The organism is Nocardia transvalensis (genome assembly GCF_015477765.1).
GTDB classification, from domain to species: Bacteria; Actinomycetota; Actinomycetes; order Mycobacteriales; family Mycobacteriaceae; genus Nocardia; species Nocardia transvalensis_A.
The window spans coordinates 20844-35311 of sequence record NZ_JADLQQ010000017.1; the positions used below are offsets into that span (position 1 = coordinate 20844).

The 14468-nt window shown below is 67.0% G+C and carries 14 protein-coding genes; 4 read left to right on the forward strand and 10 right to left on the reverse strand.

The genetic code is table 11. The features are described 5' to 3' along the window. The first annotated feature begins 117 nt into the window (after positions 1-117). The 3 genes from IU452_RS35890 (at position 118) to IU452_RS35900 (ending at position 3363) form a co-directional block, all read left to right on the forward strand. The gene (locus tag IU452_RS35890; protein ID WP_195113721.1) at positions 118-690 is read left to right on the forward strand and encodes a DUF3558 domain-containing protein; all 573 of its coding nucleotides are present in this window, start codon (positions 118-120) and stop codon (positions 688-690) included. 55 nt (positions 691-745) lie between these two features. After that, positions 746-1261: a hypothetical protein gene (locus IU452_RS35895; RefSeq protein ID WP_195113722.1), complete on the forward strand. Its 516-nt coding sequence runs from the start codon at positions 746-748 to the stop codon at positions 1259-1261. Positions 1262-2601: 1340 nt separating this feature from the next. Then, a complete protein-coding gene (locus IU452_RS35900; protein WP_195113723.1) occupies positions 2602-3363 on the forward strand; it encodes an ESX secretion-associated protein EspG in 762 nt (253 codons plus the stop codon). A 482-nt stretch (positions 3364-3845) separates the two neighbouring features. Here IU452_RS35900 and IU452_RS35905 read toward each other — a convergent pair whose 3' ends face one another. Further along, on the reverse strand, positions 3846-4409 hold the full coding sequence (locus IU452_RS35905; protein ID WP_195113820.1) for a TetR/AcrR family transcriptional regulator: 564 nt from the start codon (positions 4407-4409) through the stop codon (positions 3846-3848). Between the two features lie 103 nt (positions 4410-4512). Between IU452_RS35905 and IU452_RS35910 the strand changes: the two genes are divergently transcribed. Next, the gene (locus IU452_RS35910; RefSeq protein WP_195113724.1) at positions 4513-5181 is read left to right on the forward strand and encodes a class I SAM-dependent methyltransferase; all 669 of its coding nucleotides are present in this window, start codon (positions 4513-4515) and stop codon (positions 5179-5181) included. Positions 5182-5196: 15 nt separating this feature from the next. Here IU452_RS35910 and IU452_RS35915 read toward each other — a convergent pair whose 3' ends face one another. From IU452_RS35915 to IU452_RS35955, 9 genes are read right to left on the reverse strand one after another with little or no spacing between them, the layout of a single operon-like run. Continuing rightward, positions 5197-6270 carry a prenyltransferase gene (locus tag IU452_RS35915; protein WP_195113725.1) on the reverse strand — a complete coding sequence of 358 codons (1074 nt, stop codon included), beginning with the start codon at positions 6268-6270 and terminating at the stop codon, positions 5197-5199. Beyond that, positions 6257-6988 carry a class I SAM-dependent methyltransferase gene (locus IU452_RS35920; protein ID WP_195113726.1) on the reverse strand — a complete coding sequence of 244 codons (732 nt, stop codon included), beginning with the start codon at positions 6986-6988 and terminating at the stop codon, positions 6257-6259. Before IU452_RS35920 ends, IU452_RS35915 begins: the two co-directional genes overlap by 14 nt. Then, on the reverse strand, positions 6982-8247 hold the full coding sequence (locus IU452_RS35925) for a glycosyltransferase family 4 protein (protein ID WP_195113727.1): 1266 nt from the start codon (positions 8245-8247) through the stop codon (positions 6982-6984). The genes IU452_RS35920 and IU452_RS35925 overlap by 7 nt, the downstream gene beginning before the upstream one ends. A 49-nt stretch (positions 8248-8296) precedes the next feature. Beyond that, positions 8297-9157, reverse strand: coding sequence for an LLM class F420-dependent oxidoreductase (locus IU452_RS35930; protein WP_195113728.1), 861 nt, complete (start codon positions 9155-9157; stop codon positions 8297-8299). 15 nt (positions 9158-9172) lie between these two features. Beyond that, positions 9173-10681 (reverse strand): FAD-dependent oxidoreductase, encoded by a 1509-nt coding sequence (locus IU452_RS35935; RefSeq protein ID WP_195113729.1) that lies wholly within the window; start codon positions 10679-10681, stop codon positions 9173-9175. Further along, positions 10678-11055, reverse strand: a complete 378-nt coding sequence (locus IU452_RS35940) for a carboxymuconolactone decarboxylase family protein (protein ID WP_195113730.1) — start codon at positions 11053-11055, stop codon at positions 10678-10680. Before IU452_RS35940 ends, IU452_RS35935 begins: the two co-directional genes overlap by 4 nt. Beyond that, positions 11052-11933: an NAD(P)-dependent oxidoreductase gene (locus tag IU452_RS35945; RefSeq protein ID WP_195113731.1), complete on the reverse strand. Its 882-nt coding sequence runs from the start codon at positions 11931-11933 to the stop codon at positions 11052-11054. The genes IU452_RS35940 and IU452_RS35945 overlap by 4 nt, the downstream gene beginning before the upstream one ends. Then, positions 11930-12679 carry an SDR family oxidoreductase gene (locus IU452_RS35950; protein ID WP_195113732.1) on the reverse strand — a complete coding sequence of 250 codons (750 nt, stop codon included), beginning with the start codon at positions 12677-12679 and terminating at the stop codon, positions 11930-11932. Before IU452_RS35950 ends, IU452_RS35945 begins: the two co-directional genes overlap by 4 nt. A gap of 24 nt (positions 12680-12703) precedes the next feature. After that, positions 12704-14173, reverse strand: coding sequence for an aldehyde dehydrogenase (locus IU452_RS35955; protein ID WP_195113733.1), 1470 nt, complete (start codon positions 14171-14173; stop codon positions 12704-12706). Positions 14174-14468: the final 295 nt, after the last annotated feature.

Here is a 14468-nt window from a genome sequence, read left to right on the forward strand (position 1 = left end):
GACCGGCCCGCCACCTTTGCGCGCTGGTCACCCGGCCGGTACGTTCGACACGAACTTGGCAGGGGGCGGAGAGCCGGTCCGGCCCCGGGCATCACGGCACCGGCGCAGGAGGACGAGATGGCCAGCTGGGGGAAGGTAATCCGAGGCGCGGCCCTCGGCTTGGGCGCGGTCGCTCTTGTGTCGGGGTGTAACTCCGGTGGTGGAGGGTCGAACGGGACGACGAGTGCGTCGGCGACGCCGACGATCGCGCCGGATGTCCCAGCAGGGTTCGATGCGTGTAAGGGCATCCCGCAGTCAGTTATTCAGTCGGAGCACTTGATCAAGCCGCAGGTCGACACGAAGGACGGCCGTGGTGGCACAAAGTGGCGCGGATGCATTTGGCTTCAGGCCGACGACGGATACTCCGCCACGATAGATACCACCAACATCACCCTGGCGATGGTGCGCGCGAACCATGAGTTCACTGTGGCCGAGGAGCTGACGGTCGCCGGGCGCGCTGCGATCACCTATCGCCCCAGCGGCCAGAAGAACCTGAGTGAGCACTGCCTGCTGAACGTTGAGATGGAAGGCGGCAGCCTCGAGATCAGCATCGTCAACCCGGCCTCACGCAAGACTGGGAACCAGGACTCTTGCGAGATCGCCAAACGTCTAGCACAGGGTATCGCTCCCGCGATCCCGGCTGGTGCCTAAACTTGAGCAGATCTCCGGCTGATTCTGGCTGGAACCACTGGGGAGGAACACGCACATGGGTGAGAATGCGGCGCCTGCGCCACCGGGGCCGTTGGCCAGCTTGATCAAGGATGCGCAGGACGGCAAGTTGACCGTCAGCTTCAGCCAAGAGGTGCGAGTCAACGCCGACGAGTTCGTCTATATCGAACGCGACTGCCAAGCATTCAAAGATGAGATCCGCTATCTTCAAGCTGTCGCTCAGAACATCTCCGATCGCGAGCACTGGGGTCTCGGTGAGACCACGGAGGGCCTGAACGCGGCGAGTACCTTGGTCGGCCGATTCCGAGGCAAGGCCAAGATCGTGGATCCTGGCAAGGACACGAATAACAACGTGTTCGACATTCTCGAGCAGCACTACAGAATAGTCGACGACATCCAGAATCTACACCGCACGATCGCTCAGAAATACATCGAAACGGATCAGGAGTTCGCCGCTCGGTACAAAGAGTTGATGGCGACTGTGGCGCCCAGCCCGATCGGTACGCTGACGGCGTCGGCGTGCGTTGAACCTCCTACATTGGGGCATTCATGACCGGGGCGTATGAGCCGCCGAAGATCTCCGGACAAGGGGAGTGGCGGGACAATTGGACCCACTGGAAAATCTACAATTCATTCGTATCCCTCGATCCGTCCGAGGCGAATAAGGGCTCCGACGAATACAAGCAGATCGCGCAGCGATGGTCGGCAGCAGTGGACTACTTCGCGGGCCGAATCCATCACTCGAGTTCAGCAGCGTGGGACGGTCCTGCCGCCGAGAAGTCTCGGCAAGTGATCGCCAATTACGCGCAGCGGGCCCTCGCGCTGAGCCAGCCGCTGCAGGATCTCGCCCAACGGGTGTCGCTGGCGGTAGATGGGGTCACCAACACCAGGAACGCCGTGGACCGGCCGCCTGACGGCGGCGCTCCTTGGAACCCGCGGAGCTGGAACCTGGGAGTGTGGCACGGTCCGAGTTCCGCTGCCGTGCGCAATGAGTGCGAGGCCGCCGCCCGAGAGGCTATGGCGAATTTTTACGGCGAGTCGTTCAAACAGGCGGATTTGCAGATACCGCTGCTCCCGGTACCCGAGAGCCCCACGAACCCGCTATACGAGCCGCCGGAGACGAAGCGAGACATCGGGATTGGCCCGGGTGTTCGTCCCGGCGGACCCGGCAACGACTCGGTCGGCCCAGGTGTCCCGGACCAGCCCGGGGATCCTCGGCAGCCCGGCGATCAGCCCACGGAGCTCCCGACTCAGGATCCGGCGGCTACCTCTCCCGCCGGTCTCGATCCGTCGGCGTCACCGACGACTCCGGCTGCCACCCTGCCAAGCGGGGCAAACCCCGGGGTGGGTACCTCGGCGGCGGGTACGCAAACCACTCCCAGCAGCTACTCGGGTGGGCCGGGCGGTGGCGTCGGCGGCTATGGAGGAATCGGTGGTGGTGCCGGTCGCCCCGGCGGCTTGTCTGGTGGCTCAACCGGTTCCGAGCGGGGCGGCCCGGGACGCAGCATGCCCGGTGCACCGGTCGCAGGTCCGGGCGCGGCAGCCGCCGCCGGTCGCACGATGGGTGGTCCCGGCGCGCCGGGTATGCCTGGGATGGGTGGATTGGGTCCTGGCCGAGGCAAATCCGAGGACGAAGAACGGAATCGTGAAGTCCCCGAGTGGCTTCGGAATATGGAGAACACCGAGGAACTGCTCGGCCCCACTCCGAAGACGATCCCGGGCGGCGTGCTCGGTGGTGACTCCACAGATCCGGAGAAGCCTTCTAGCTGACCGCCGATCGCGGCTGTTGCGCGGGCGCGGTGCTTCGCTGAATGTCCGGCCACCGCCGATTCCGTGGCGGCGGAGCGCCCAGGTCGGCAGTATCTGTTCCACGATGTGATTGGATGATCCAGGATGGCCGAATGGACTTGGGATCCGGATGATTTCGCGGTGCTGTGGTATAGCGACGGGAGGGATCGCATACCGCACCCACTGCACTACACGAGCCGTTTGGTTACCCAGGATGAGGTCGCCACCCACCGGGAGGCGGTGCGCGCCCGCTACGACACCGAGGAGACCGAGCGGATCAACCTCGCCCTGCATACCCTCGCCGAATCCGAGCTGCGCATCGAAATCACGGGCTACTCAACCGTTCTCGGTAAGGGTAGACCCCGCGAATACCGTGTTCTCGGTGCCCGCACGCCTTACCACGCGGTCATGCTCACCCAGACCGCCGCAGATGACGTGGACGGCCCCATCCGCTGTCGGTTGTTTCGCACGGAGCAGCTGCCCGGTCGTCTGGCCGCCATCCTGCCGTCGGCGCCTCCCGGAAAGGCCAAGCCGGACAACTTCCACGTCGAGGACCTGCGCTCGCGCAACCACGGCTACGGAAATACTCGGAACAGCCCGCAGGAACGGTTCGAACGCCTGACTCACCGCCCGTTCGACGGCACCGGCGTCGCCGGGCTGATCGCCGCACCCCTGTACCGCCGCTGCGACCCGTGGTATGCCTTCGGATGGTTCGACGTCACCGACGATGGCCGCTACCTGCAGCAGCAGTCCCGCGAACACATCACCATTCGCCCCGCCACCACCCAGGACCTCGCCAGACATTTCGAGGCGTGGATCGAGCTCGCCCTCCAACGACTCCGCGAGGACGAACCTGCCACCTGGTGACGAACTCCACTGAGCAAGCACTGAGGCAGGTGGCTTCTCGAACGATGCCAGCACAGTTGCTCGCTGAGTGATCTGAAGGATTGGGCGGCGAGGAGTGCGGCCACTTTCGTTGGCATGATCTTACGGAAATATGTCACCTTTCCCACTGGTAGCCACATGGTTGCCGGATGATTATGAACTCCCTCTATCGCCATGGCTCGGCAGTGACGAAGGAGTGCGTGATGACGAAAATGGCGACCGGTGTTCCCGGTCGGGGATCCCGTACCGCCGTCAGCGGCCTGGTGGAGAAGCCGATGGCGCTCTTGATTATGGTGACAGTTACATTGGGAGTGAATATCGCTGCGGCACGGGCGGATGCGGGGATGAGGGCCTTGCCCTACTCGGTCAACAGGTTTGTCGAGCGGCCGTTCGCGGCCATCGAATTATCCGACGGCAAGCATGTGAAGGTGTTGCTGTCATGGCCGCCGGCCGAGGCCCCGTCGTCAGCTCCGCAGGACCTGCAGAGCCGACTTTTCCAGGCGGTCGGCAATTTCCGCATAGGACGCGTAACCGACGCCCGCTCGGACCAGCGCACCCGCGTACAACAATTCCAGCGTCTCCACGGTGTCGGGGTCGGCTTCGTCGCCGAGGGCGTCCACGAGGCGCCTGCGGATCTCGGTGCCGATCCGCGTGCGCAGGTGGGCGACATCGGGATCGGTGCCCAGTAGCGCGCTCGTGACCGCACCGGCGAGTGCGGGTTCGTCGGCGACGAGCAAGGCAATCTGGCGTAGCACCGCCAGCGTTCGGGTGACGTTGTCGGCGCCGTCGTCCTTCGGCGGGGTCGTGGCGGCCAATCGGCGCCAGAAGACCTCGGCGACCAGGTGTTCCTTGGAGGAGAAATAGGTGTAGGCGGTGGCCGTCCCCACGCCCGCGGCGGCGGCCACCATGCGTACCGTCAGGCCCGCGAATCCCTCGCGCGACAACACTTCCAACGCGGCCCGGGTGAGCCGGTCGACGGTGTCGGCCTGCTTCTCGGTGAGGCGGCGGCGCGTGGCCTCCAAATTCACCGGCACGGGCTCGCTGGAAAGGGGATCGGACACGTGTCTGGATGCTACTATGAGGCGGCTTCGGGGGCAACTCGACTCGCCCCGGCGAGAAAGGCTTGCGTTCATGACTCGTGCCGATTCGGCGATTTCCAGGGATACGGCGAGATTGTTCGGGATCGCCGAGCGGACAACCGGTTTCATGCCGCCGGAGGAGGGGCGGGCGCTGTACGAGGCAGCGCGTCGTTACGGCGGTGCCGGCACAATTCTGGAAATCGGTAGTTATTGCGGAAAATCGGCGATCTATCTGGGTGCCGCCGCGCGCGAAACCGGTGCGACCGTGTACACCATCGACCACCATCGCGGTTCGGAGGAACATCAGCCGGGGTGGGAGTATCACGACAGTTCGCTGGTCGACCCGGAGACCGGGCAATTCGACACGCTGACCACCTTCCGGCGCTCGATCGTCCGCGCGGGCCTCACCGACACCGTCGTCGGTATGGTCGGCGCCTCGGCCACGGTCGCCCAGATCTGGCGCACGCCTCTGCAATTGCTGTTCATCGATGGCAGCCACACCGAGGAGGCGGCACAGCGCGACTACGACAGCTGGGCCCACTGGGTTGCCGCGGGCGGTGCGCTGGTCATCCACGACGTCTTCCCGGACCCCCGCGACGGCGGCCAGGCGCCGTACCACATCTACCGAAAGGCCCTGGAGAGCGGGAGGTTTCGCGAGGCGTCGGTGACCGGCTCGCTGCGAGTGCTGGAGCGCCCCGCCGGGTGCGGCGGGGCTGGTTAGATTCCGGTCGGGACCTCACTGGTGCGTGGGAACGCAATCGCAGGCGAAGCCGGTGGTGATATCGGCGGTACTGGCCAGGTCGCGGAAGATGCCGTTGCCCGGTGTGGCTCGGGACAGGGCGTCGGCGGCGAGGATCATGGCGGCGCCCGTCCACGTGGTGCGTTCCTCCGGCCAGCGCTTACCGTCGGCGAAAACCAGTCCGGTCCAATAGGAGCCGTCGTCTTCGCGCAGATGTTGCATGGACGCCAGTAGTCGGTGCGCGCGCTCGTGGTCGCCGAGGGTGTCCAGGGCCAGGACCAGTTCACAGGTTTCCGCGCCGGTCACCCACGGACGATCGTCGACGCAGCGGATGCCGATCTCGCCAACCACGAAGTCGTGCCAGCGAGAGGCGATCCGGGAGACGGCATCGGCACCCCGGAACGCGCCACACAGCACCGGGTAATACCAGTCCATCGAATAGCGGTCCTTCTCCGCGAACGCTTCGGGGTGATGGCGGATGGCATGGCCCAGCCGCAGCGCCGCAACCTCCCATTCCGGCTGCGAGTCTCCCAGGAATTCGGCCAGCGCCAGGGCGCACCGGATGCTGTGGAACATACTCGAACAGCCGGTGATCAGGGCCTCGGGCACGACTCCGGAAGCATCACGCAGCCAATAGATCTCGCCATTGCTGCCCTGCTGCAGAGACACCACATAGTCGATCGCCGCCCGCACGGTGGGCCAGAGTTCCACGGCGAAGGCGCGGTCGCCGGTGCAGCGCACGTAATGCCACACGCCTGTGGCTATATAGGCGCAGAAATTCGTGTCGGTATCGGCGTCCTCGACCGATCCGGACCGAAACTGCCTGGGCCAGGAGCCATCCGGCCGCTGTGTCCTTGCCGACCACTCGTAGGCGGCGCGAGCCTCGCCCAGCAGCCCGGCAGCGGTGAGCGCCATTGCGCCCTCGATGTGGTCCCACGGGTCGGTGTGGCCGCCGGTGAACCACGGGATCGCCCCGCCGCTCTCCTGTGCCGCGGCAATGGATTCGGCGGTCCGTCGGCATTGGGCGGCAGTAACGATGCCCGGGACCGCGGGCAGCTCAGGCGCCGGCACGCCGCACCGCCGGTTTCGTGAAATACAGCGCGACGCTCTTACCGATCACCGGGTTGAGCGCCGACTCGGCGATCCGAGTGATCCGCGGCGCTGCCATCATGTCCCACACCAGCATTCGGTGGTAGGCCCGGACGAACCGATTGTCGTCGTCGTTCACGCCGACCAGGCACTTCAACCACCAGTAGGGCGCATGCAGGGCGTGGGCGTGGGTGCCGTGCACGAATCGCAGAGCGTGGGCGGTGATCTCGGAGCGCAGCTCGTCGGCACGGTAGATCCGCACATGGCCGCCCTCGTTGGCGTGGTATTCGTCCGACAGCAGCCAGCAGATCCGCTCGGGCAGCCAGCGCGGCACCGTCACCACCAGCGCACCACCGGGCGCCAGCACCCGCACCAGCTCGGATATGGCCCGCTCGTCGTCGGGAATGTGCTCGAGGATCTCCGAGGCGATGACGACGTCGAATTCCCCGTCGTCGTAGGGCAGGGCGAGGGCATCGCCCTGGACCGTCTCGGCCTTCGCGCACGACGGCACCTCCCCGGCCTCGGCCATGGCGCCGAACATGACCTTCACATCGGCCAGATCGGAGGCACTCTGGTCGAAGGCGACGATATCCGCACCCCGCCGATACGCCTCGAACGAATGCCGCCCCTGACCGCAGCCCACATCGATGACGCGGGTGCCGGTCCGGATGCCCAGGCGGTCGAAGTCGACGGTCAGCATGCGTTCGCCTCCTCGGTTGTGCGCGTCCCCGCGTCGGTCCGGGGAGCGTGTCGTGCGATGGCCCGGTCGTAAACCGAAACCGTCTGTGCCGCCACGGCTTCCCAGCTGTACACGGCGAGTGCACGGGCGCGCCCGGCATGTCCGAGCGCCTGCCGTCGCTGTGATGAGTTCAGCAATCCGCCGACCGCCCGGGTCAATTCGTCGACATTGCCGGGTTCTACCAGGTGAGCGCAGTCGCCCACCACCTCCGGCAGGGCACCGGCCCGGCTGGCCACCAGCGGTGTTCCGCTGGCCAGCGCCTCCACCGCGGGGAGCGAGAACCCTTCGTACATCGACGGAATACACGCCAATTCCGCCGAGGCCAGCAGCTCGGCCAGTTCGAGATCGGACAGGCCACTGGAGACGGTGACGATATCGGACAGCCCAAGTTCGGCGATGAGCTTGGCCGTCGGCCCGTTCGGCTCCAGCCGGGCGACGAGCCGGAGCTCGATATCGTGCGTAAACCGCAGGCGCGCAACGGCTTGGAGTAGATGGCCGATGCCCTTGAGAGGCTTGTCGGCGCTGGCGACGGCGACGATCCTTCCGGGCGTGCGCAGCCCGCGTGGACGGAACAGCTCGGTGTCCACGCCCAGCGGCACGACGCGCAACTGCTCGGCCGCGACACCGAAATCGTCGGCGATATCCGCGGCCGATGACGAGGACACGGTGATGAGATCCGGAATCCGGCGTGCTACGTCCTTTTGCATTGTCAGGAATCCGTACCAGCGGCGGACGAGCAGTTTGCGCCGCCAGGGCGCCGCGGCGAGGTCGACCGCCCGGTCGCGGGTGATCGGGTGATGAATGGTCGCCACCAGCGGCAGCCGCTCCGCGATATCGAGCAGGCCATAGCCCAGGCATTGATTGTCGTGCACCACATCGAAATCGGCGACGCGCTCGCGCAGCAACCGTGCGGCGCGCAGGCTGAAGGTGCGCGGCTCCGGGAAACCGGCCGTCCACATCGTCGCCAGCTCCAGCAGATCGATCCGATCGCGGATCTCACCGGGCCGCGGCGTGCGGAACAGATCGGGCTCGCGATACAGATCCAGGCTCGGCACCTCGGCGAGCCGCACGCGCGGGTCGAGGTGCTCGGGATAGGGCTGACCGGAGAACACCTCGACGTCGTGGCCGAGTTCGGCCAGTCCACGGCTCAGGTGCCGGACGTAGACCCCCTGTCCGCCACAGTGGGTCTTGCTGCGGTAGGACAGCAGGGCGATACGCACTTTCTCGGCTCACTCTCCGAAGATTGAAGGATGAAGGGATACAGGCTGTTCAGGAAGTGAAGCCGGCGGGCTCCAGCTTGGCCGACAGTCTGTCGAGGTAGGCCAGGACGTCGGCCTCGGGCTTGTCGGGGAGGCCGTACAGCACGTCGGATACTCCGGCTGCCGCCCAGTCGGCGAGGCGCTGCGGCTCCGGTTTGCCGTCGAGGGCCACCACGCGCGGCATGCCGTCGCGCCCCGCGTCCTGCCACACCTTGGTCAGCAGCGTGAGTCGCTGCAGCAGCAGGTCGGGCTCGTAGGGGGTCGTGATCCACCCGTCGGCCGAGCGGGCGATCCAACGGAAACCCTGTTCGGTTCCGGCGGTTCCGATGAGCACCGGCAGCCGCGGCTGCACCGGTTTCGGCCACGACCAACTCGGGCCGAAGTTCACGAACTGCCCGTCGTAGTTCGCCTCGTCCTGCGTCCACAGAGCGCGCATGGCCTCCAGGTATTCGCGCAGTGCGGTCCGGCGTTTGCCGCCGGGGATGCCGTGGTCGGCGAGTTCATCGGTGTTCCAACCGAATCCGGCGCCCAGCGTGACGCGGCCGCCGGAGAGGTGGTCGAGGGTCGCGATGGTCTTGGCGAGGGTGATCGCATCGTGTTCGGTGGGAAGTGCGACCGCAGTGGCCAATTCGATGCGGCTGGTGACCGCGGCGGCGGTGCCCAAGGCGACCCAGGGATCGAGGGTGCGCATATATCGATCGTCGGGCAGGCTCGCATCGCCGGTCACCGGATGCGCCGCTTCCCGTTTCACCGGGATGTGGGTGTGCTCGGGCACGAAGAACGAGGCGAAGCCGCGCTCCTCGGCGGCGCGGGCGGCCGCGGCGGGCGTGATGCCGCGGTCGCTGGTGAACAAGACGATGCCGAAACGCATGGGGACGTGATCCTTTCAGTGCTGCACGGCTGCGGCCCGTGCGGCGGCCACGGTCGGGGCTGCGGCGGCGGCGCGACCTGCCCGGCGGCCATAGAAACTGCCGTCGCCGAGCGAGGAACCGCTGACGTAGCCGCCCGCGCAGATGCCGGAGGTGCAGCGCCCGGCTGCGTACAGGCCGGGGATGGGCTCCCCGGAGACATGCAGCACCCGGGCCTCGAGATCGGTGCGCAGACCACCCAGGGTGAAACCGGCGGTGAACCCGCGCATGTCGAAACCGGCCAGGGGAGTGCCGATCGGCCTGACCCACTGCGGCTTCTTGCCCAGCAGCGGGTCGTGTCCCTGCGCGGCGTGCCGGTTGTAGACCTCGACCGTGGTCAGCAGGGCACCCGCGGGCAGGCCCATCTCACTTTCCAGTTCCTCGACCGATTCGGCGGCCCAGGTGGGCGGCTGACGGAAGAACGGGGTCGAGGTCTCGGTGCCGAGTGCCTCCTCGAGCGCGGCCTCGTCGATGATCAGGAAGGCCTGATTGTCCTGCTGGATGAGGGTGGCCTGGCCGATCCGGCCGGGATAGGTGTCCTCGGGGATGTAGCGCTGGCTGCGGCCGTTGACCATGATGCCGCGGGCCATCAGCTGTGGATCGCCGAAGAAGGCGACCTCGGTGGCATCCATATGGGCCAGATCCGCGCCGAGGGCCTGGGCGATGCGGATGCCGATGCCGTCGTGCTCCTCGATGGCGGCGGCCGGGCGGCCGATCAGCCGGGGCGCGTAGTTCTCGATCATCTGCTGCTGATAGGCGAAACTGCCGGTGGCCAGCACGACACCGCGCCGGGCTCGGATATTGAGCACTGTGCCATAACGCTTGGCGACCACCCCGACCACGCGGTCGGTGTCGTCGACGACGAGGCGCTGAATGCGGATGTCGTATTCGGCTCGCACACCGAGCTTTTCGGCGGTGTCGGTGAGCGGCTTCATCAACATGTAGCCGCCGCCCTTCTCCCCGGTGCGCTTGTTCTGCATCTGCGGCAGATGTCCGCGCGGTGCGGGCGTGGCGATCTCGTTGAACGGCGCGGCGTTCTCCCCGCCGGAATACATCAGGCCCTCGTCGTGCGGTGGCTCCCACCCCGGTTCGCCCCAGAATTCCTCTTTGAACGGAACACCTTGGGCGACGAGCCAGTTGAAGTGTTCGACGCTGCCCTGGCAATAGTCGTGGATCTTGGCCTTGTCCACGCCCGGGCCGACCGCGGCCAGCAGGAACTTCTCCATGTTCTCCGGCGAGTCCTCGAAGCCCAGCGCCCGCTGCAGCGGGGTCCCACCGCCGAGGTAGATGAAGCCGCCCGACAGCGCGGCCGCGCCGCCCCAGCCGCCGGTGCGCTCGAGGACGAGCACATCGGCACCGGCCCGCGCGGCCTCGATGGCCGCGGCGGCACCGGCGACACCGTAGCCGGCGATCACCACATCGGCCTCGAGATCCCACGCGGTGATCGCACCGGCCCGCTGCGGGCGCACGGTGGCGATTTCGGTCATGATGGGTTGCTCCTCTTCTTCTCCTGCGCCACAACCTTTCCCACCACACCGTCGAGCTTGGTGCCCGCGGGCCAGCCGACGTAATGGCAGAGAAACAGGGCGATCTCGCGCAGCTGCTCCTCGGACAGTTCCGCATTGCGCAGCGCCGCACCGATCTGGATCTCGGCGATGTCGAACAGCCCCTGCGCGGTCAGGGCACCGAGCAGCAGCAGCCGCCGGTCCCGCACGGTGAGACCGGGCCGGGACCAGATGTCGGCGAACAGGTGGTCGGCGGTGACGGCGAAATGGGCGCCCGGCCCGTCGGAGAACTCCCAGCCGTACACCTCGGTCATCTTGGCCAGGCCGCGCTGTCGCCGATTCGGATCGTCGGTCATGACCGCTCCTTCGCGATATCGCCGGTCCCGACCCCGAGTCCGGGGCCGAGACGATCGAGAGCCATTCGAGCCAAGGGCAATTCGATACCCAGGCGCGCACCCAGCGCCAGTGCCAGCGACAGATCCTTCTCACCCAGATCGCGCACGTGGGTGAAAATCGGTGACCAGAAATCGTCCGGAGGCACCGGGGAGGTGGTGTCGCGCAGCATGATTGCGCCGGGCCCGCCGGTGATCGCATCGGAATGCCGGACCACCTTGCCCAGCGCGGTGATATCGAGTTCGGCCGCCTCGGCGAGGCGCTGGGCCTCGGCGGCGGCGGTGAACGCCACGAAATGCAGGAGGTTGCGCGCCAGCTTCATCCGGGTGCCCGCGCCGACCGCACCGGCGTGGATGACGAGGTCGGCCCAGCAGCCGAAGGGTTCGCGGACCCTGTCGTAGGCGGCGTCCGAGCCGCCGATCATGACCGCCAGCTTGCCGCGCTGTGCGGCCGGGGCGCCGCCGCTGATCGGGGCGTCGACGAATTCCACACCGGCCGAGGCGCAGTCGGCGGCCAGCTCGACCGCGGTCCGGTCATCGATGGTCGAGTGCACGGCGATTACGGTGCCCGGCTTCGCTGCGCGCAGGATGCCGTCGGGCCCGCCGACCACCGCGCGCACCTGAGCGTCGTCGACCACCACCACCGAGATCACCGTCGCGTGTTCGGCGACCTCTGCGGCCGTGGGCGCCGCTCGGGCGCCCGCCGCGGTGAACGGGTCCAGCACCTCCGGCCGCATATCGCAGACGACGAGCCCGCCCGGCCAGGACAGCAGGCGCTCGGCCATCGGCGCGCCCATATTGCCCAGGCCGATGAAGCCGACGGGAATGCTGCTGCCGGTCATGAGCGGAAGATCTGTCCGCCGTCGACATTGAGGATGTGACCCGTCACCCAGCTCGCCTCGTCGGAGAGCAGATACAGGCAGGCGCCGATCAGATCGTCGGGAGTTCCCATGCGCTTCAACGGAAGCCGCTTCACCATGTCCTCGACGATGCTGCCCGGAGTGACGGTCTTGGTGGCCTCGGTGTCGATCGGGCCGGGGGCGATGGCATTGATCCGGATGCCCGAACCGCCGAGTTCGTGGGCCAGCTGCTGGGTCAGGCCGTTGATCCCCGCCTTCGCCAACCCGTAGAAACCCGAGTACAGCCATGCGGCCGTGGAGGATTGGTTGACGATCGAACCGCCGCCCTTGGTCATGTGCGGCCACACCGCGCGGGTCACGTTCAGTGCGCCGTCGAGATTCACGCCCATGAACTTCTTGTAGTAGTCCCACGGCACCGTTAGCAGCAGATCGAGTTTCATCTCACCGTAGATGGCCGCGTTGTTCACCAGATGATCGATGCCGCCGAATTCGGCGACGGTGAATTCGGCCAGCGCGGCCGCCGATTCGGGATCGGACACGTCGACCCGGTGGAAGACGGCGGTGCCGCCGTCCGCGGCGATCTGCTTGGCGACCTCCTCGCCCTTGTCGGCGTTGAGGTCGGCGACGACGACCTTCGCGCCCTCGCCCGCCAGCGCCCGGGCATAGGCGGCGCCGATGCCCTGCGCGGCGCCGGTGACGATCGCGGATCGTCCGGTGAAGCGGGCCATGGTGAACACTCCTTATCGGCAGGCCTATTCGGCGGTCGCGATCAACTTGGTCTGGGTGTATTCCTCGAATCCGGCCACGCCGAGTTCGCGGCCGATGCCGGACTGCTTGTAGCCGCCGAACGGCGCGTCGGCGGCGTACCAGATGCCGCCGTTGACGCTGAGCGTGCCGGTGCGCACGCCCGCGGCGACACGGCGGATGCGTTCGGGGTCGGTGCCCCAGACCGCTCCCGAGAGCCCGTAGGGCGATTCGTTGGCGAGTCGGATCGCGTCGTCGTCGCCGTCGTGCGCAATGACGACCAGTACCGGCCCGAAGATCTCCTCCTGGGCCACCGTCGATGTATTCGGCACACCGGTGATCAGGGTCGGTTCGATGTAGTAGCCGCGGTCGACGGCCCGCGGCCGCCCGCCGCCGACCACGATCGTGCCGCCCTCGAACCGGGCGATGTCCAGATATCGTTCGACGCGGGCGCGCTGACGTTCGGAAATCAATGGCCCGCAGACGGTTCCGGCATCGGCGGGGTCGCCCGGCGCGATACCGCCCATGGTCTTGGCGGCGGCCCGAACGGCCTCGTCGAAGTGCCGGCGCGGCACCAACAGCCGAGTGGTGATCGCGCAGCCCTGTCCGGCGTGCACGCATACCGAGAAGGCGGCGTAGCGGCTCGCGGTGGTGATGTCGGCGTCGTCGAGGACTATGAACGCCGATTTGCCGCCCAGTTCCAGGAAGACCTTCTTCACACTCGCTGCGGCGGTGGACATCACCGTTCGGCCGGTCGCGGTGGAGCCGGTGAACGAGATCATGTCCACGCGCGGGTCGGCGACCAGTTGAGCGCCGAGTGCGTGATCGTCGGAGGTGACGATATTGACCACTCCGGTGGGGATGCCGGTTTCCTCGGCGATGACCTTGCCGACCACCGCGGCGCACCACGGGGTGTCCGGGGCGGGTTTGAGCACCACGGTGGCACCCGCGGCCAGTGCCGGGCCCAGTTTGGCGAAGTTGATCTGGTGGGGGAAGTTCCACGGGGTGATGGCGCCGACCACGCCGATCGCCTCGCGGCGCAGGGTGCGGGCGGTCTTGATGCCCATCGGGGAGGCGGTTCCCAGATCGGTGTCCCAGCAATAGGTTTCGGCCAGCTCGGCGAAATAGCCGAGATCGCCGATCGGGCCCTCGAGCTGTGGCCCGCCGGTGAGCATGCGCGGTGCGCCCGCCTCGGCGATGGTGATCTCGCGCAGTTCCTCGAGGTGTCCGCGCAGGGCGTCGCGCAGCTGCCGCAGACATGCCGCGCGGAACGAATGATCGTGGGACCAGCCGGTTTCGTCGAAGGCGGTGCGAGCCGCGGCGATGGCGGCGTCCATATCGTCGGCATTCGCATTGGCGGCGTGGCCGAGAGTTTCCTCCGTCGCGGGATTCACCGTGCCGAATACCCCGGCACCGCCCGGCACGAGTTTGCCGCCGATCAGCAGCGGTGTTCCGTCGGCGGTGACGAGCCTGCTCATCGGTAGCTCCCATCGTGTCTGGACACGTGTACGGACTCTACGGTCGAGGCCGCTTCCTGCGCAAGAACTTGTTTCAGTCAAATACCCGTCTCACCATTCCGGCGTGCTTTCGACCGGAATCATGAGATGGGGTGCGCCGGGATGGGGTAGTGGGAATGTCCCGCCTGGCTGGGAACGGCCATATCGCCGAGAAATTCGGCAACTCCCTGTTGGGATCGACACGACGGTGGTACCGTCCAGACACATGTCCAGGTGCGTGTCTTCCCGGTGGCCTCGAGCCGCTGTCGGAGGAATG